This is a genomic window from Microbulbifer maximicatervae (SeqCode), from assembly GCF_052468295.1.
Genome location: NZ_CP174340.1, coordinates 5,233,842 through 5,252,287, shown reverse-complemented (window position 1 = coordinate 5,252,287; position 18,446 = coordinate 5,233,842). Strand labels below are relative to the sequence as shown.

General features: G+C 54.8%; 19 protein-coding genes. 7 read left to right on the top strand and 12 right to left on the bottom strand.

What is annotated here, in order from left to right:
* Positions 1–9: 9 nt before the first annotated feature.
* Together pilV and ACJJIQ_RS23260 are read right to left on the bottom strand one after the other, a co-directional pair.
* A complete protein-coding gene (gene pilV, locus ACJJIQ_RS23265; RefSeq protein ID WP_444895257.1) occupies positions 10–447 on the bottom strand; it encodes a type IV pilus modification protein PilV in 438 nt (145 codons plus the stop codon).
* A 10-nt stretch (positions 448–457) separates the two neighbouring features.
* Complete coding sequence (locus ACJJIQ_RS23260; protein ID WP_444895258.1) at positions 458–1,018, bottom strand: GspH/FimT family pseudopilin; 561 nt, start codon at positions 1,016–1,018, stop codon at positions 458–460.
* Positions 1,019–1,216: 198 nt separating this feature from the next.
* Here ACJJIQ_RS23260 and ACJJIQ_RS23255 point away from each other — a divergent pair, with 198 nt between their 5' ends.
* Positions 1,217–1,729, top strand: coding sequence for a GspH/FimT family pseudopilin (locus ACJJIQ_RS23255; RefSeq protein WP_444895259.1), 513 nt, complete (start codon positions 1,217–1,219; stop codon positions 1,727–1,729).
* 41 nt (positions 1,730–1,770) lie between these two features.
* On the opposite strand, the gene ispH is transcribed toward ACJJIQ_RS23255, so the two are convergent.
* From ispH to murJ, 6 genes are all read right to left on the bottom strand, one after another.
* The gene (ispH, locus tag ACJJIQ_RS23250) at positions 1,771–2,703 is read right to left on the bottom strand and encodes a 4-hydroxy-3-methylbut-2-enyl diphosphate reductase (protein ID WP_445363138.1); all 933 of its coding nucleotides are present in this window, start codon (positions 2,701–2,703) and stop codon (positions 1,771–1,773) included.
* Positions 2,704–2,746: 43 nt separating this feature from the next.
* On the bottom strand, positions 2,747–3,187 hold the full coding sequence (locus ACJJIQ_RS23245) for an FKBP-type peptidyl-prolyl cis-trans isomerase (RefSeq protein WP_282934364.1): 441 nt from the start codon (positions 3,185–3,187) through the stop codon (positions 2,747–2,749).
* Between the two features lie 6 nt (positions 3,188–3,193).
* Complete coding sequence (gene lspA, locus ACJJIQ_RS23240) at positions 3,194–3,721, bottom strand: signal peptidase II (RefSeq protein ID WP_444895261.1); 528 nt, start codon at positions 3,719–3,721, stop codon at positions 3,194–3,196.
* Positions 3,714–6,518 carry an isoleucine--tRNA ligase gene (gene ileS / locus ACJJIQ_RS23235; RefSeq protein ID WP_445363137.1) on the bottom strand — a complete coding sequence of 935 codons (2,805 nt, stop codon included), beginning with the start codon at positions 6,516–6,518 and terminating at the stop codon, positions 3,714–3,716. The genes lspA and ileS overlap by 8 nt, the downstream gene beginning before the upstream one ends.
* A gap of 51 nt (positions 6,519–6,569) precedes the next feature.
* Positions 6,570–7,550 carry a bifunctional riboflavin kinase/FAD synthetase gene (gene ribF, locus ACJJIQ_RS23230; protein ID WP_445363136.1) on the bottom strand — a complete coding sequence of 327 codons (981 nt, stop codon included), beginning with the start codon at positions 7,548–7,550 and terminating at the stop codon, positions 6,570–6,572.
* A 99-nt stretch (positions 7,551–7,649) separates the two neighbouring features.
* Positions 7,650–9,260 (bottom strand): murein biosynthesis integral membrane protein MurJ, encoded by a 1,611-nt coding sequence (gene murJ / locus ACJJIQ_RS23225; protein WP_108731696.1) that lies wholly within the window; start codon positions 9,258–9,260, stop codon positions 7,650–7,652.
* Positions 9,261–9,434: 174 nt separating this feature from the next.
* On the opposite strand from murJ, the gene ACJJIQ_RS23220 reads away from it, so the two are divergent.
* The 5 genes from ACJJIQ_RS23220 (at position 9,435) to rpsT (ending at position 13,786) form a co-directional block, all read left to right on the top strand.
* Complete coding sequence (locus ACJJIQ_RS23220; RefSeq protein WP_445363135.1) at positions 9,435–9,569, top strand: hypothetical protein; 135 nt, start codon at positions 9,435–9,437, stop codon at positions 9,567–9,569.
* A gap of 159 nt (positions 9,570–9,728) precedes the next feature.
* Complete coding sequence (locus ACJJIQ_RS23215) at positions 9,729–10,415, top strand: OmpA family protein (RefSeq protein ID WP_445363134.1); 687 nt, start codon at positions 9,729–9,731, stop codon at positions 10,413–10,415.
* A gap of 211 nt (positions 10,416–10,626) precedes the next feature.
* A complete protein-coding gene (pdsR, locus tag ACJJIQ_RS23210) occupies positions 10,627–11,316 on the top strand; it encodes a proteobacterial dedicated sortase system response regulator (RefSeq protein ID WP_108735148.1) in 690 nt (229 codons plus the stop codon).
* 35 nt (positions 11,317–11,351) lie between these two features.
* Entirely contained in the window at positions 11,352–13,376 is a 2,025-nt protein-coding gene (locus tag ACJJIQ_RS23205) for an ATP-binding protein (protein WP_445363133.1), read from the top strand.
* A 143-nt stretch (positions 13,377–13,519) separates the two neighbouring features.
* Positions 13,520–13,786, top strand: a complete 267-nt coding sequence (rpsT, locus tag ACJJIQ_RS23200) for a 30S ribosomal protein S20 (protein ID WP_108731693.1) — start codon at positions 13,520–13,522, stop codon at positions 13,784–13,786.
* 67 nt (positions 13,787–13,853) lie between these two features.
* Here rpsT and proB read toward each other — a convergent pair whose 3' ends face one another.
* The 4 genes from proB to rplU form a co-directional block, all read right to left on the bottom strand.
* Positions 13,854–14,990 (bottom strand): glutamate 5-kinase, encoded by a 1,137-nt coding sequence (gene proB, locus ACJJIQ_RS23195; RefSeq protein WP_445363132.1) that lies wholly within the window; start codon positions 14,988–14,990, stop codon positions 13,854–13,856.
* A 64-nt stretch (positions 14,991–15,054) separates the two neighbouring features.
* Positions 15,055–16,263: an Obg family GTPase CgtA gene (gene cgtA / locus ACJJIQ_RS23190; protein ID WP_445363131.1), complete on the bottom strand. Its 1,209-nt coding sequence runs from the start codon at positions 16,261–16,263 to the stop codon at positions 15,055–15,057.
* A gap of 189 nt (positions 16,264–16,452) precedes the next feature.
* On the bottom strand, positions 16,453–16,710 hold the full coding sequence (gene rpmA / locus ACJJIQ_RS23185; protein WP_073277572.1) for a 50S ribosomal protein L27: 258 nt from the start codon (positions 16,708–16,710) through the stop codon (positions 16,453–16,455).
* Positions 16,711–16,727: 17 nt separating this feature from the next.
* Positions 16,728–17,039, bottom strand: a complete 312-nt coding sequence (rplU, locus tag ACJJIQ_RS23180) for a 50S ribosomal protein L21 (RefSeq protein ID WP_444936710.1) — start codon at positions 17,037–17,039, stop codon at positions 16,728–16,730.
* A gap of 249 nt (positions 17,040–17,288) precedes the next feature.
* Here rplU and ispB point away from each other — a divergent pair, with 249 nt between their 5' ends.
* Positions 17,289–18,251 (top strand): octaprenyl diphosphate synthase, encoded by a 963-nt coding sequence (gene ispB, locus ACJJIQ_RS23175; RefSeq protein WP_445363130.1) that lies wholly within the window; start codon positions 17,289–17,291, stop codon positions 18,249–18,251.
* Positions 18,252–18,446: the final 195 nt, after the last annotated feature.

The following is an 18,446-nucleotide window of genomic DNA, read 5'->3' as shown; positions in this document are numbered from 1 at the left end:
CAATTTCCACTAAATTATTGTCATATATTGAAAGCTACTGGTACCTTCATCATCACCAGTGCCAGTGGAATCCTCCTCCCCCCACTGGACAATTACCGTACACACATCATTTACATCACAACTAATTCCCCCCGTACCCGCCGGGAGGAGATCTGACAATAAGTTTCGCCACTCACCTAAATCAATATCAGCGCGGTTTGAACTCGAACTTGGCGTGGGATCATCAACATCTATCTCATAGTCTGATAAATTCTCACGATTAGCCCTTAAACGCTCAAATACATCTTGAGCCAGAATATTCGCCTGTGAGCGCATGTAGGCACTGTGATTGTATTGCAGCGCTTTGTTTTGCAGCGCTGCCAAGCCAAGCAGTGATGTGGAAAGGATTAATACGGTTACTAGAACTTCGATTAATCCAACTCCACGCTGGGAATTTAATAATTTCACCTCATCTCCTTTAGCAGTCTGCTCTTGCTACTGTTATCAAGCCGGCTGCACCAACTGTCATGCTTCTAGCGTTACTGCTAATACATTTAGAGTTTTTCGCAACTATAGTAGTATCAGTAAAGCGCCCTAGAGTACCCAGGCTTGTGTAGCGGATAAAATTTGTAGCTGCACCCTGATCAACCGTAATAGAAGCATCTGGATCATCAACATCCCACACTCTTAAAACTGTATCGACAACGGGCGTACCAGCCTTATCGGTAGCCGCGCTGTCAACAAATACTATCCATCCCTGGTCCCAAGTATTTGCAGCTCCACAGCTAGCCCCATTTGTACTCGCACAGATAGAAACCCTCTCCCCACGTCTAATGGCCTCCGAGCGCGAGTAATTAAGGGCCCCTATAAAGTCCTCAGCCAAAGCCACTGAACGGCTGTTGTTGATCATATCTGTGAACTTTGGGACTGCAATACCAATGAGTACAGATAAAACCACCAGTGTGGTCATCATCTCTATCAGAGTAAATCCATATTGCTTCCGGGGAAGATTTCCCGGATCTGTGTTTCTAAACTGCATCTATTTCAAACGCCTGTGCCAATAATTCAGAGTTCACTTTACCGCCAAACATCTAGAAAGAGAAAAAGACCGTGGATATAGTCGGGAAAGTAGCATTTCACTTCGTTATCAAACCAGATCAAACCGACTAACGGCCTTTCCAGCAGATTCAATGGTCATTTAAATGAGACCTGCGTCTAATAATCCCGGGAGGGAATCATGACTCAGCGGGGATTTACGTTACTTGAGCTACTAATCACACTTTGTATTTTATCCATACTTCTATTTGTCGGTCTGCCAAGCTTTACGCAGATTATTGAAAAAACACAGTTAGAGCTTGCGGGTGAGGAGCTAATTAGCGCTATACAGCTAACAAGAAATACGGCTGTTGTGAAGAATCAGCGCGTCACTATGCGTAACTCAGGAAGCTGGGATCTTGGGTGGGAGATTTTTGTCGATGCCGACAATGACGGTTCCCGCGGTGAAAGAGACACTCTAGTAATGTCTGGGGCTAGATTAGATAAAGTGCAGGTTCTATCTAACTCTCCACTTAGAGATTACATTTCCTTTATTGGAACCGGTGAAAGTCGCAAGGCAGGCTCTCCTCAAGGCGCATTACAAATGGGAAGTCTCTATGTTTGCAGCCTTGATGGATCACAGGGCCTAGCCCTGATATTGTTTCACAGCGGTCGCCTGAGAGTCGAGCAGGCGAATCAAAGCCAATGCTCCTAGCCTCCTAAAACCAAAGGGAAAGGAGGCGCGAGAAGTTTTGATTATTTGAGTTCTTTAGGCAGGGAAAATCGTATATTTTCAGCTCGCCCATCCATTTCTTCAGGAAGGCTCGCACCAAGTTGTTGCAGTCGGCCAATCACTCCTTGTACCAAAACTTCCGGTGCCGAGGCTCCTGCCGTGATTCCTATGGCCGACTTATCCTGAAGCCAATCCGCATCGATATCATCCGCACCATCGATCAATTTGGCAGCAGCACCACAGCGTTCAGCGAGTTCACGCAGGCGATTAGAGTTAGAACTATTCGGGCTACCAACAACAAGGACCAGGTCACTTTCCAGAGCCAGCTGCTTTACCGCATCCTGGCGATTCTGGGTTGCGTAACAGATATCATCTTTTCGGGGGCCACGAATTTCAGGAAAGCGCACTCTCAGGGCATCAATGACTCGAGCGGTATCATCCATGGATAGTGTTGTTTGGGTAACATAGGCGAGATTACTCTCGTCTTTAACAGTTAACTTCGCAACATCCTCTTCGTCTTCAACCAGGTAGATGGCACCGCCAGCAGAGTTGTCATACTGCCCCATTGTGCCCTCCACTTCCGGGTGCCCGGCGTGGCCGATAAGTATGCATTCAGCACCGTCGGTGCTGAACTTACTCACTTCAATATGCACCTTGGTAACCAGCGGGCAAGTAGCATCGAATACACGCAGGCCGCGCTCTTCAGCTTCGCGCTGCACAGCTTTTGAAACACCGTGAGCACTGAAGATAACGATAACATCATCGGGCACTTCATCGAGTTCATCGACAAAGACCGCACCTCGCTCTTTCAGACTTTCCACCACAAATTTATTGTGCACCACCTCATGGCGGACATAGATCGGCGCACCAAATACATCCAGGGCACGATTCACAATATCAATTGCCCGATCAACACCGGCACAAAAGCCCCGGGGGTTAGCCATTCGGATTTGCATGTCTACTTCAGCACCCTACTTGCGACAAAGGGGGACCCCGACCCTATTGGATCGAATCCACCGCAATAATTTTTACATGGAAATTTAACGTTTGGCCGGCCAATGGATGGTTAAAGTCGACAGTAACATCGTCCTCACCAATCTCACTGATTACTCCGGGGAGTTCGCCGCTGCCATTGTCAAAAGAGACTACCAACCCGCGCTCCAGCTCCATATCGGGAGAAAAGGTATCCCGGCGCACCTTTTGCAGGTTTTCCGGGTTGCGCTGACCAAATCCTATCTCCGGCGGTATCTCGATCTCGGCTTCATCCCCCGCTTTTAAACCAAAAAGCGCTTTTTCAAAGCCCGGCAGCAAACTGCCATCGCCAACACTGAAAGAGGCTGGGTCACCTTTGAAGGTTGAATCCACCTCAGTGCCATCATCCAATTTCAGGCTAAAGTGCAGTGTCACCCGGCAGTGTTCACCGATAACGGCATTACTCATAGTTCGTTAGACTTCCACGTTATTTTTTGCTTTGCCACTTTCTTTTTCTGCAAAAAAAAGTAGCTCAATAACCAGCATTGCAGCGCCGATACTAATTCCCATATCCGCAACATTGAATACCGGGAAGTGCCAGTTGCCGTAATAGACCGAAATAAAATCCCTTACGTAACCCAGCAGCACTCGATCCCAAAGGTTGCCCAAGGCCCCCCCCAGAATTAGCGCCAGGGCACAGGGTTCCCAGCGCTTTGTTGCCGGCAAGCGCCATAGCCAAACACTGACAACAACGCTAAATACAAAGGCAATAATTCCGAAAAACCACCGCTGCCACCCCCCAGCATCAGACAGGAAGCTAAAGGCGGCACCGTAGTTTTCCGCATAAGTAAATTGCAGCAAGCCGGGAATAATTTGCATTGATGGGCCGTGCATAAACATATCCACGGCCCAGACTTTGCTGGCGATATCGAGGACAACCACCACCAGCGCCAGCCAGTACCAGCGCCATGGATGCCCCCAAACAGGGTTGGAACTAGGCATAGTGCCTCACTTCTCCTTCACCAGAAACGTTTTCCACGCAGCGCTCACAAATGTCTGGATACTCTGCTGATACACCCACATCGGCACGGTAATGCCAACAGCGCGCACACTTGGGGTGATCCACTTTGCTTACGCTGACTTTCAATCCTTCCAGCTCTGTGGACTCTGCACCGGCAGCATCGCTGAGTGGCTGTACAGAAGTGGAGGAGCAAATCAAAACAAAGCGCAACTCGTCTTCGAGCTCCAAGAGCTTTTCACGCAGGTCATCCTCGGCGAACAGAGTCACCGCCGCTTGCAGGGAGCCGCCAATAGCACCAGCTCCACGCTGCTCTTCAAGCACCTTGTTTACCGCAGTTTTTACTTCGGCGATGGCGGCCCAATAGTCCGCACCTTTAACCGAGTCTGCGGGCAGCTTCGGCAGCGAATACCATTCTTCAATAAAGATGCTGTCCGCTTTGGCACCGGGAATAAACTGCCACAGTTCTTCTGCGGTAAAGCTCAGGATAGGCGCAATCCAGCGAACAAATGCCTGAACAATATGATAGAGGGCAGTTTGCGCAGAGCGGCGTGCAGTACTGTCCTCTTTAGTGGTGTACTGGCGATCTTTGATGATATCCAGGTAGAAGCCACCCATTTCCACGACACAGAAGTTATGTAACTTCTGGTAGATTTGGTGGAACTGGTAGTTATCGTAAGCCGCGATAATTTCATCCTGTAGACGCGCAGCCTTATCCAGCGCCCAGCGATCCAGCGCCAGAAGTTCACTTTCCGGCAATAAATCTTTTTCCGGGTCAAACCCAGCCAGGTTGGACAGGAAGAAACGAGCCGTATTGCGCAAGCGACGGTAAGAGTCCGCTGTGCGTTTCAGGATCTCATCGGAAACCGCCATTTCACCACTGAAGTCTGTGGCGGAAACCCAAAGGCGCAATACATCTGCACCCAACTTGTTGATTACATCCAGTGGTGCAACGGTATTGCCGATGGACTTGGACATTTTCCGTCCCTGTGCATCTACCGTGAAACCGTGGGTCAACACTTGCTTATAAGGGGCACAATCGTTGATAGCGATGGAGGTCTTCAGTGAAGACTGGAACCAGCCTCGGTGCTGATCAGAGCCCTCAAGGTACAGATCTGCCGGGAAACGCAGGCCGTTGCGGCGCTCCAGTACGGCGTAATGAGTCACACCTGAATCGAACCAGACATCCAGGGTGTCGGTAACCTTTTGATATTGGTCTGCCTCATCTCCCAGGAGTTCCTGCGGGTCCAGGTCAAACCAAACATCCATACCCTCGGCATCGACCTTTTCAGCCACTTTGTCCATCAAAGCGGGAGTGTCCGGGTGGATTTCATGGGTCTCTTTGTGAACAAACAAAGCGATGGGCACGCCCCAGGTACGCTGGCGGGAAATACACCAATCCGGGCTGCCGTCGAGCATGGCATCGATACGAGCCTTGCCCCAACCGGGGATCCACTGAACTTCATCCGCTGCCTTCTGTGCATTCTCCAGAAGGTCATTCTGCTGCATGCTCACAAACCACTGCGGAGTTGCGCGGTAAATAAGCGGCGTCTTGGTGCGCCAGCAGTGGGGGTAGCTGTGCTCCATCTTACCCTGGTGCAGAAGTACTCCGCGCTCCTGTAACAGGGCCACAATTTTGTCGTCCACCTTGTAGACGTGCTCACCGGCAAACAGCGGTACCATATCGCGGTATACGCCATTGTCATCGATATAGTTCAGGGTATCGATGCCGTAGCGCTTGCCCACCTGGAAGTCATCGGGACCATGGTCCGGCGCAGTGTGTACACAGCCTGTACCTGCATCAGTGGTGACATGGTCGCCGAGGATCATCGGCAATTGCTTCTCGTAGAAAGGATGGTTTAGCTTCAGGTGCTCCAAGGCGGCACCGCGAATACGGCCTACCACTTCACCTTCGAGCCCCGCCTTCTCCAATACGGCATCCTTGAGTGCTTCGGCAACGAGCAATCGGCGCTCAGCCGTTTGCACCACAACATATTCCAGCTCAGCATTGACAGAAACCGCTTGGCTTGAAGGAAGCGTCCAGGGGGTTGTGGTCCAGATAACAACGGATAGGGGGCCTTCACCCGCGTGTCCACCTGCCGCATCGGCGATAGCCAGGGATGTCTCTTCCGTCGCCGGATAGCAAACGTAAATGGAGTAGGAGATTTTATCCTGATACTCCACTTCCGCTTCCGCCAGGGCTGATCCGCCCACAACGCTCCAGTACACAGGCTTGAAACCCCGTGCCAAATGGCCATTTTTGACCACTTGCCCAAGCGCTCGGATGATATCGCCTTCAAATTGGAAATCCATGGTGCGGTAGGGATTGTCCCATTCACCGAACACCCCCAGGCGAATAAAGTCTTTCTTCTGTCCGTCCACCTGCTTGGCTGCGTATTCGCGGCACTTCTGGCGGAAAGTTTTGTGATCCACCTTTGCGCCAGCCTTGCCAATCTTTTTCTCGACGCGGTGCTCAATCGGCAGGCCGTGGCAGTCCCAGCCAGGCACATAGGGAGCGTCAAAACCGCTCAGGGTTTTCGACTTGATAATAATATCTTTGAGAATCTTGTTGACCGAGTGACCTATGTGAATATCCCCGTTGGCATAGGGAGGACCGTCGTGCAGGATAAACTGCTCGCGCCCCTCCCGCGCTTCGCGGATTTTTTCGTAGAGCTTGGTTTCCTGCCACTTCTTTAAAATAGCCGGCTCGCGCTGGGGCAGATTGCCGCGCATAGGAAAGTCGGTCTCAGGCAGGTTTAAGGTCACTTTATAATCAGTCATTGGATGTCTACTTCAGCTCTAGTAGAGAATAATTCATCGTCTATACACCGGTTAGTGTCCCTTGGGGTTTTGCACAAACCAGTCTTTAGCATCGTCAATATCCTGAGCGATGCGGGCTTTGAGGATTTCCAGGGAGGCAAACTTCTCTTCATTGCGAAGTTTGTGGCAAAACTCTACCGCTAGTTCTTTCCCGTAGAGGTTGCCATCAAAATCAAACAAGTTGACTTCCAGTAGTGGCCGGGCGCCCTCTCCCTCAACTGTCGGGCGAAATCCCACATTGGCAACACCGTCAATTTCCGGCCGCCCAGCTGCGAGTTCACTTCCATTCGCGGCTTTGGTGCGAACGGTGTAAACGCCAACCAGCGGGGAGCGGTAGCGGTGCAAACGCACATTGGCTGTGGGAGCACCCAGTTGCCGGCCCAAGGCGCGGCCGGGGGCAACCCGTCCGGTAATACTGTAAGGGCGTCCGAGTAAGGCCTCGGCCAACTCAAATTCGCCCCGCTGCAACGCTTCGCGGATGCGGGTGCTACTCACCCGGGCTCCGCGAACCTCAAGCGTAGCCGTGTCTTCCACCGTGAATCCATTTTCGGCCCCGGCGCCCTGAAGGAATTGATAATCGCCACTGCGATCACAGCCGAAGCGGAAATCGTCTCCCACCACCAAATGGCGGATTCCAAGGCCGTCCACCAGAATACGGCGCACAAAGGCATCGGCACTCAGGTTGCGCAGTTTCTCGTTAAACTGCAGGCACAACACCCGGTCGGCACCAGCATCAAATAGCGCCAATACCTTCTCTTTAAAGCGCATCAGACGCGCGGGCGCCCTTTCCCCAGAGAAGAACTCATGTGGCTGGGGCTCAAAGATAATCGCCACCGAGGGCAGATCATGTTCCTGCGCGCGCTGCTTGAGCTGCGCAATAATCGCCTGGTGACCGAGGTGTACACCATCGAACGAGCCGATTGTCGCCACGCTTCCCCGGTGGCGGGGGCGCAGGTTGTGCAACCCGCGAATTAGTTCGCGCTCCTGGGCCAAAGCGATTTTCCCATCCTCATAAAATCGAGCCGCACAGTATAGCGGATTCCCACTGGGCGGCCAGAGGCCATATTTATCCAGATATGCCCACTTAATAAACTAACTTGTGGCGCGGAAGTGGCGGGGGCGCAATCCCGAAACTAGTAAAACTGACAGATAGGTCGCTCCCCCAGCAGCCACTATTAGCCCCATACGCCAGGCGCGGTCATACCAGGCCCATTCACTCCACTGTGACCACAGGTGCAGGGCCCCGAGCAAAATCGCAACCATCGCCAAATTCGCCAGAAGCAACCTTACCAGGTAAGTGCCCCACCCAGCCTCAGGTTTATAGACATCATCTCGACGCAGGCCTTTATAGAGGAGCCAGGCGTTAATAGCGGCCTGACAAGCCGTAGCCAGTGCCAGGCCCATATGGCCGAGCTTGAAGTAGTAGTTAAGCGGTATCACAAACAGCAGGCTCAACACCATTTTGGCCGAGATAGCGATTAAGCCAAAGCGCACTGGGGTGTAGGTATCCTGGCGGGCAAAATAGCCCGGCGCCAGCACTTTAATCAGCATAAACGCCAACAACCCCATGGCATAAGCGCGCAGGGACCAGGCGGCCATTTGCATATCGCGCGGCTGCATCTGCCCATACTGAAAAAGGGTTGTCAGGAGCGGCTCAGCCAGTACCACCAAGGCTACAGAAGCGGGCAGGGAAATTAGCGTGACACTGCGCAAAGCCCAGTCGAGGGTATGACGAAACCGGCGGGGGTCTCCGTCAGTGTGCTGGCGCGACAAGCTCGGCAGAATCACCGTGGCCACTGCAACCCCAAACACCCCCAGGGGCAACTCGGTGAGGCGGTCGGAAAAATAGAGCCAGGAAACACTGCCGCTGGGCAGGAATGAAGCCAGCAGGGTGTCCATCACCAGGCTGATCTGGGTCACTGACACACCAAAAATCGCCGGCGCCATCAGGCGTAAAATTTTACGCACTCCTTTGTGCTGCCAATCCCACTTAGGGCTAGGCAGCAAACCTTCACGAGCGAGAAAAGGCAGTTGAAACAGCAGCTGCACCACCCCCGCAACAAAAACGCCCCAAGCCAGCGCCATAATTTGCGGATCAAACCAGCTGGTAGCAACAGTCGCCGCAGCAATCAAAACCAGGTTAAGCATCACTGGGGTTAGCGCCGGAATCGCAAAACGATCGAAAGTATTGAGTATTGCCCCGGTAAATCCCGCCAGGGAAATCAGCATTAAATAGGGAAAGGTGATCTGCAACATATCGGTAGCGAGATCGAACTTCTCACGCTCACTGCCGTCCCACCACCAACCAAAAGCAAAAATACCCGTAACTAGTGGAGCGCAGAGAACACCAAACAGAGTAACCAACAAAAGTACGCCGCCAAGGGCGCCAGCAACCCGGTCATTTAACTCTCGCGCAGCCGCCTTACCGCCCTTTTGGCGGTATTCGGCCAGTACCGGCACAAAGGCCTGGGCAAATGCACCTTCGGCAAATAAGCGGCGGAAAAAGTTGGGAATCTTGAATGCGACAAAAAAGGCATCGGCAGCATCGCCCGCACCGGCAAAGCGGGCCAGTGCCACGTCGCGAACCAGCCCGGCCACTCGCGACAGCATAGTGGCAGCACCGACAACGGAACTGCCCCGCAGCAATCTGGAAGCACCAGATTTTTCGACTGCCTGTTCCTGAGCTGGGGATGACTGCGACAAAACTCGGACTCCTGGCGAAAGTTGAAACTTGTTGGCCGGCAAGTCTACCCCAAAACCTGGGGATATATGGGCTCCTCTACAGAGCTGAGGCCCTGCGACTGCGGAACCGCGAGCCTATACTAAGAGCGAGCTAGTCGCGCCACCCATGGAGCTGGTGGTGCGGGGAGAGAAGGGATGACCATTAGTGCTTTGATTATTGCCCTGGTTCTGGCAATTGTGCGGTACATAGCAGCTGTTGATGGCCCCAGCCCCGTCTGTCCATCCACCCCCTGCTATAACTGCGGTCGCCCAGCCCCTTCCAGCTTCTGAGCTGGGTTTCGGAGCGATCGCCATATTTCGCCACAATTGAGCCGCAGTTGGTCATAGCTGCGCCACGCCAGCGCCTCCTTGGAGCTTTTTAATAACACTCAAACGGGCCACAACAGAACAGGCCCACACGAGTAAGAAAAGCCGCTAAGGAGCAGAACAATGAAAAAAGTAGTGATGGCCGTCGCCCTGGGTTCTCTGATTGCCACCGGAGCCCACGCTAAGGAACAAAACGAATCCAATTTGACTCCGGCCAAGCAGGCCTCAGTCTTTACCGGCTCTGCAATTGCCGGTGCAGCATTGGGTGGGCCCGTTGGCTTTATCGCCGGAGCACTCGGCGGAGCCTGGCTCGGAGAGCAGATCAAGCAAGCAGACGAGGCAGATATGCTGGCAACACAACTGACAGAGAGCCGTGCAGAGCTCAGCAACCTGGCACAGCAATTGGATGCGGCTCAACTGTCCGCGAACGACGCCAGCCAACTGGCCCTGGATTCACTGCAATTCCAAATGCTGTTTACCACTGGGGAGGACAAGCTTCAGGAGGGCCAAATGCACCAGCTGAGTGCCATGGCTGACTTCCTAAAGCGCCACCCCCACCTGCAAATTCACCTGGAGGGACACGCAGATCCTCGCGGCAGCGACGGCTACAACAATGTACTGTCCGATCAACGCGCCCTGAGTGTGGAAGAGGCTTTGGTATCGCTGGGAGTTGATGCCTCAAGAATCAGCCGCAGCGCACTCGGCTCCACCTATTCCCAGGCAGCCCGAGGCGATGTAGACGCCTACGCCATGGAGCGCCGCGTCGACATCCGCTTCTCCCTTCCGGAGTCCATGGCGGGAAACTTCTGAGTCAAAGGGGCACGGCGGACAACAAATCCGCATATCCCTTCGCCTTCAAGCCGCACTACATAAGCGTGAGTGGATCGCAAATCCACTCACGCAACTCCAAGCTGATAGAAACCCTGTTGTATTTGCGGGCGCCTTGCGCCCGCCTTTTTGCCTAACCCCTGCAACTTCGTGCATGATTCTCCGCCAGAAAGGAATTAAGTCGGGATTTGTCATGAGTGCAACCATCGCCATTGTCGAAGATGAACGCGCTATCGCAGAAAACTACCGCGATGCTCTGCGCCGCCACGGTTACCGGGTCGATTTATACAGCGCCAGGATTGAGGCCATGGATGCTTTTCGCCAGCGGCTGCCAGACCTGGCCGTGATCGATGTTGGCCTGGGCAGCGAGGTGGAGGGCGGTTTTGAGCTCTGCCGGGAATTGCGCGCTATGGCGCCGAGCCTGCCAATATTATTTCTCACCGCCAGGGACTCAGAGCTGGATATTATTTCCGGACTGCGCCTGGGGGCTGATGATTACCTCACCAAGGATATCTCCCTACCCCATATGCAGGCGCGAATTAACGCCCTACTGCGCCGCGTTAGCGTGCTGCGAGATCAAAACGATGAAGGCGAGAGCTTAACTCAGGGAAAGCTATGGCTGGATATTTCCAGGCTCCATTGCCACTGGGATGAGCAACCCGTGGACTTAACCGTGACCGAATTCTGGATTGTCCACGCCCTGGCAAAAAGGCCCGGTCACGTTAAATCCCGCAGCCAACTTATGGAAGCGGCCCGCGTAGTGCTGGATGACAACACCATCACCTCTCACGTCAAAAGAATCAGGCGCAAGTTCCAGGCGCTGGACACCGAGTTTAATGCCATAGGAACCGCCTACGGCATGGGGTATCGCTGGCAGCTGTAAACCGCCATCGGGCGAACAATTTCAAAAATTTAAGTATGAACCTACGCCGCCAACTCTTGCTCGTCAGCCTTGTCGCACTCACCCTGCCCTGGGCCGGCTGCCAGTACCTCCGCCAGGTGGACGCCGCCCTAGCACAAGGCCAGATCCAGGCAATCGAGGCAACTGCGGCGGCAATTGCTGCGCGCTTGGCCAGCGCCCCCCAGCTTATCGCTCCAGATCCTCAGCGCCTTTCACGCCCACCAGGGGCTCAGCTCTACCTGAATCCCCTATCTCAAGCTCCGAGAGTCGACGGCTATGGCGATGAGTGGCGAGCGCAGCAACTGGAGCCCAGAGCCCTTGAGGACGGGCAGCTATCCCCTATGGCCCAGGTGACGCTGGGGCAACTGGATAAGCAAATCTACCTGCTTCTCACTGTTTCAGACTCAACCCCCGCCTATCGGGACCCCCGCACAGGCCTAATCGCTGGAGGCGACACCGTAGAGCTATTTACCGCTGACCGGCACTACATCCTGCCCGTCGCCAGCCAAGGGGCCGCCAGCGCCTTGTGGCACAACCCTAGAGAGGGCCGCTACGAGCGCGAGCTGCGTTTCAGGGGCCGATGGACTACTTCTGGTGCCGGTTACCAATTGGAGCTGGCTCTGCCACAAGCCCTAACCGGTGGAGCCCTCGCTATCCGTATTCACGACAGGGCAAACAGCAGTGGCTCCTCACCGACTCGCAGCGCCAGCACACTTCCGGCAGATGGTCACCCAGGACGCTTGGTAAGCCCTCTGCCAGACCTTCAAAGAGAACTCGACCACTTTGCGCGCCCTGGACTGCGCCTCGCGGTAGTGGACAGCGAGGGGTTTCTTCTTGCCAGCAACGGACAACTACACCTTACAGATTCCGAGAGCGATTCGTGGCTGAGAGACTGGGCTTATCGCAAATTGCTTTCCAGGGGGGATTTGCCACAGCTGCCGGAAAATAGCTTGCCTCTTCCGACGCCTGACAGCCGTGGCACCCAGGAGCAATGGTTTTCAGGGCCGCTGCAATCCCGAATTGGTGCGGTGAGTGTGCCCGTTATCACCCGGGTCGACGAAGTGGTTGAACGGCCACTTCTGGGGCAGGTACTCGTCCTGCAATCTGGCGAAGCGATGCAATCAGTCACCGAGGGGGCAGCCCACCGGTTGTGGTTGATCAGCTGCGCCGCGGCCGCAACCGCCCTGCTCTTCCTCTTGGGCTACGCCAGCTGGCTTTCCTGGCGCGTGCGCAAACTACACCAGGCTGCCCGCAACGCAGTAGATTCCAGCGGCAAACTGCGCGGCAACTTTCCCCATTCAAAGGCTGGCGATGAACTGGGAGACCTAAACCGGGCCTTCGCCAGCCTGCTCGCAGAACTGGACCAATATCACCAGTACCTGCGCACTCTCGCCAGTAAGTTGTCACACGAGCTACGCACACCGCTGGCAGTGGTTCGCTCATCCCTGGATAACCTCGCCGCCGGAGAACTCGACGACCACAGCCGCCGCTATGCAGGGCGGGCTATGGATGGCAGTGCAAGGCTGTCGGGGATTCTCAACAGTCTCTCCGCAGCCAGCAATCTTGAAACCAGCATCCACCAAGCGGAGCGGGAGCCTTTCGACCTGGCAGACCTGCTTGAAGTCATGACACAGTGCTATGGCGATGCTCACAGCGAACACCGATTTACTCTAAACAAACCCACTGGGGAGCTAGCCTGCCACGGCGCACCGGAGTTATTGGCTCAACTGCTGGACAAGCTGGTGGATAACGCATGTAGCTTCGCTCCCGAAGGCAGTGAAATTTGCCTGTCAGTGGCAACAAACAGAGGTACCTACTTGATCACAGTGGGCAATGACGGCCCACTGCTCCCGGAAGGTTACGCTCACAAGCTGTTCGACTCTCTCGTTTCTGTGCGCAACCAGGGCGATAATGCCGGCCACCTGGGGCTGGGACTGCATATCGCCAAACTGATCGCAGACTTCCACGGTGGCTCCTTAAAAGCCCGAAACCGCAGCGACGGCAGCGGTGTAGAGTTCAGCCTGGAGTTGCCGACCGGGTAACCGCCGTTGTGGATTGACAACATATCTGCACCGAGACGCCCGCTATGGTTGACAAACAACCAACTGTGGGGATAATGTCGCGTCCCGATCGGGCCCCAGGGCCTGTTAGTTACAGATTTATAGATTCCAGACAGGAGCAACCGGTGGCCAACTCACCTCAAGCGAAGAAACGCGCGCGCCAGAACGACAAGCGCCGCATGCACAACGCCAGTCTGCGCTCCATGGTGCGCACCTACATCAAGAAGGTAGTTGCGGCCATCGATGCCGGCGATGCGGAAAAAGCAAAAACTGCGTACGCAGAAGCAGTTCCCGTTATTGACCGTATGGCAGACAAAGGCATTATTCACAAGAATAAAGCCGCTCGTCATAAGAGCCGTCTGAACGCTCAGATCAAAGCTCTGGCCGCCTAATCCCTTAGGCAGCAGACACAAAAAAGCCCCGCATTGCGGGGCTTTTTTGTATTCGGAACTTGCCAATTCAGAGCAGGATCAGGTTATCGCGGTGAATCAATTCATCGTCATCCCGATACCCTAAAAGGTCGGCAAACTTCTCCGATGACTGCCCCAGAATCCGACCGCTCTCACTACTGTCATAATTGACCAGGCCCCGCGCTATCTCGCGACCTTCAGCATTCCTGCAAGACACCAGATCCCCCCGCCTGAAATGCCCTTCAACGGCGGTAACCCCCACCGGCAACAGGCTGCTACCGCTCCCAGTCATAGCCACTTCGGCACCGGCATCCACTAACAGGGTTCCGCGCACCTGTAACTGTCCAGCGAGCCAGCGCTTACGCGCCGCCAGGGGATCTGCCTCTGGCAGCAACAGGGTACCCAGCTGCTCGCCGGCACAGACTTTATCTATCACCGCCTCCAAGGCCCCGCCAGCGATCACTGTGCGAGCTCCTGAGCGCGCTGCCAACTGCGCTGCGCGCACCTTGGTGGTCATACCACCACGACCCAGACCGCTGCGGGAATCCCCCGCCATCTCCAGCAGCTTGGGATCAAGTGCAGATGCCTCGCTAATTAATTCTGCTTCGGGGTTATCGCGGGGGTCTTCAGTAAACAGCCCATCCGCATCGGTCAAAATCAGCAGCGCATCTGCCTCAACCAGATTTGCAACCAGGGCCGCCAGGGTATCGTTGTCGCCGAAACGTATTTCGTCAGTCACTACCGTGTCATTTTCATTCACGATAGGCACAGCCCCCAGTGACAGGAGCGTGCGCAAGGTGCTGCGAGCATTCAGGTAGCGAGTGCGATTGGAAAGGTCATCGTGATCCAACAGGATCTGAGCGCTGCGAATATCAAAACACCCAAAAGCCTGCTCATACACCTGCACAAGGTGGCTCTGCCCCACAGCGGCAGCCGCCTGTAACTGGTGGATAGACTCGGGCCGGCGACACCAGCCCAACCGATCCATTCCGGCCGCAACAGCACCGGATGAAACCAGAACCACTTCGATCCCTCGACGGCGCAAATCAGCCATCTGCGCAACCCAAGCAGAAATAGCAGCGGTATTCACACCTCGACCATTATCTGTCAGAAGGGCGCTACCAATTTTTACCACCCACCGCTGGGCCTTGGTCAACGCCTGCCGGGACACTGTTGCGGAGTCCATGTTTCCCCCTCAGGACAAGATAACTATTGAGCGAGCCAAGCTAACTCAGCTCGCTCCATGCCATTTAAGAGCGATACTCGACATCCACATCGTGGTCGTCGTCATCATCCCAATCCTCATCGTCATCCACCTGCCCCTTGGCAGCTTTGCGCTTGGCGCGATGACTCTCTCTCAACTCTTCAATTCGCTCGCGAGCTTCGCGCTGCATTTGACGCTGCGCTTCCAGCTCCGCCACAGCCAAGTCGGGATCTCGCTCTTCGATTTCCTGGCGCTCTTCCAGGTAGTCCATCAAGCGACCACCGAGGGCATCGGTACCCTCTTTGCGAATAGCTGCCACACGGAACACAGGCCCTTCCCAGCCCAGAGCATCCACTACCGCCTGGCAGCGCTCTTCCAGCTCCGCAGCGGGAACCAGGTCGGTCTTGTTCAATACTAGCCAGCGCTCACGCCCTGCCAGTGTCGGGCTAAAGGTGGACAACTCGCGCTCAATGGCTCGGGCATTCTCTACCGGATCAGAGCCATCAAAGGGAGCCAGGTCAACCAGGTGCAACAAAACACGACAGCGGGTTAAGTGCTTGAGGAAGCGAATCCCCAGGCCCGCCCCTTCGGCTGCACCTTCAATCAGGCCGGGAATATCTGCAATCACAAAGCTGCGATGCTTCTGAACCTGCACCACCCCCAAATTTGGCACCAGGGTAGTAAAGGGGTAGTTGGCCACTTTCGGTTTGGCCGCAGAGACGGCGCGAATAAACGTGGATTTACCCGCATTAGGCAGTCCTAACATGCCCACATCTGCCAGAACCTTCAGCTCGAGCTTGAGACTGCGCATCTCACCCTCAGTGCCGTGTGTGGTCTGACGCGGCGCACGGTTAGTACTGGACTTGAAGCGGGTATTACCCAGGCCGTGGAAGCCCCCCTGGGCCACCAGCTGACGCTCACCGGCTTCGGTCATATCGCCGATAGTCTCGCCAGTATCCACATCAATGATCGTGGTGCCCACCGGCACCTTAAGGACCAGGTCCTCACCCTTGGCGCCAGTACAGTTGCGCCCTCGACCCGGCTGACCACTCTCAGCGGCGTAGCGGGGCTGGTAGCGATAATCCACCAGGGTGTTCAGGGAATCATCAGCTTCCAGGTACACGGAGCCGCCATCGCCGCCGTCACCGCCATCCGGGCCACCCTTCTCAACAAATTTTTCCCGGCGAAAGCTCAGGCAGCCATTGCCGCCCTTGCCTGCCTGCACAGAGATGGGCGCCTCATCGACAAACTTCATAATCACTCCACCGCCACAGCGGTTGTCTCATCCGGTGCGCAGATGCGCGCACTATCATCATACCAGCCGACAAGCCGCCTCCTGTGGGCAACTGCCACCCTAACTTCCCGTCGCGGCCTTTTTGCGACTTTTCCAACAAAAAAGCCCCGCAATAGCGGGGCTTTTTATGAAGCTTGGGCTAATGACCGCTTAAGCAGTTTCGATAGAAACGAACTTGCGGTTGTTGGGGCCCTTAACTTCAAACTTCACAACGCCGTCCGCAGTGGCGAACAGGGTGTGGTCTTTGCCCATACCAACGTTAACACCGGCGTGGAACTTGGTGCCACGCTGACGAACGATGATGTTGCCTGCTGCTACAGACTGGCCGCCAAAGCGCTTCACGCCCAGGCGTTTACTCTCGGAATCGCGACCATTTCGCGTACTACCGCCAGCTTTCTTATGTGCCATGAGTCGTTACTCCTCTCTTATGCCTTGATGCCAGTGATTTTAACTTCGGTGTACCACTGACGGTGGCCCTGGCGCTTCATGGAGTGCTTACGACGACGGAACTTGATGATTTTCACCTTCTCGCCGCGGCCGTGGCTTACCACTTCAGCAGTTACTTTAGCGCCATCTACAATAGGAGCGCCAATGCTGATCTTGTCGCCATCGACAACCATGAACACTTTATCAAAATCAATGGATTCGCCAGTTGCTACTTCCAGCTTCTCCAGGCGAAGAACTTCGCCTTCCTCTACACGGTGTTGCTTGCCACCGCTCTCAAAAACAGCGTACATATTTCTATGCTCCGGTATGGACGACACGAAGCAGCGGGAGGACCAGTAAGTCACTGCTCCGCATTTCGGGAGCTTGCGCCGTGTGTTTAACATCTATTCGCCAAAAGGCCCGCAGACGACCCAATAGCCGCAAAGAGCCCGCAATTGGCGGGGCGCAGATTCTAATCAATTCGCCGGGTTGATACAATAGCGCCCCTTCGCCTTCCGGCCCCCGGGAGGCCTCTGTCTAGTCGTATAAGGAACTCTCACATGCTGCCTTTTCACCGGGTCGCCGCCGAAGACTTTGCTGCGGTTAACCAGCGCATTCTCGATCAACTGCACTCGGACGTTCCCCTGGTGGAAAATATAGGTCACTATCTGGTCGAAGCCGGGGGGAAGCGCCTGCGCCCACTACTGGTACTGCTTTGCGCCAAAGCTTGCGACTATCAGGGTGAGAACCATATCGATCTCGCCACAATTATCGAGTTTATTCACACTGCTACCTTACTGCACGACGACGTCGTAGACACCTCTGATATGCGCCGCGGCCGCCTTACCGCCAATGCCAAGTGGGGCAATGCGCCCAGCGTACTCGTGGGAGATTTCCTCTATTCCCGCGCCTTCCAGATGATGGTTGCCCTGGAAGACATGAGCATCATGGCAATTCTCTCAGAAACCACCAACACCATCGCAGAGGGTGAAGTACAGCAGCTGGTCAACGCCGGTGATCCCGCAGTAAGCGAAGAGAATTACTTCACCGTTATCCACAAAAAGACCGGCGCACTGTTTGAAGCCGCCTGTGAAACTGCGGCCGTATTAGCCAACTGCTCAAGTGAAGAACAAACTGCACTGAAACTCTACGGCCGACACCTCGGACTCGCCTTCCAGCTGGTTGATGACGCTCTCGATTATCGCGGTAATTCGGAAGAACTGGGTAAAAATGTTGGGGATGACCTGGCTGAGGGCAAACCGACCCTGCCCTTGATCTACACCATGGCCAACGGCAGCAAGGACCAGGCACTGCTGGTAAAAACTGCAATTGAACAGCGCAGTGCGGAAAAGCTCAGTGAAATAGTAGAGGCCATTGAAGCCTGCGGTGCTCTGGACTACACCATGGATCGTGCCCGGGCCGCTGTAGAAGACGCCAAAAAGCAATTGGCCTTTATGCCCGAGAGCGAACAAAAAACCGCCCTGCAGCAATTGGCGAGTTTTGCTATAGAGAGAAACGTCTAGAAGTAAATGCTGCTCGGGCTATATCGATAGCACGGGCAGCGCCGCTACCTTAAGCACAATGCGAAACAACGCAGCTCCCCCCCTCGAGCAGCTACCAAACCTGACCAACCTCCAAGCTTTATTCGTCTCTATTTCCCGCTACCCCTCCAACATTGGGTACGATTGTTCCTCTTGTTATTTCAAGCGCCAACACCA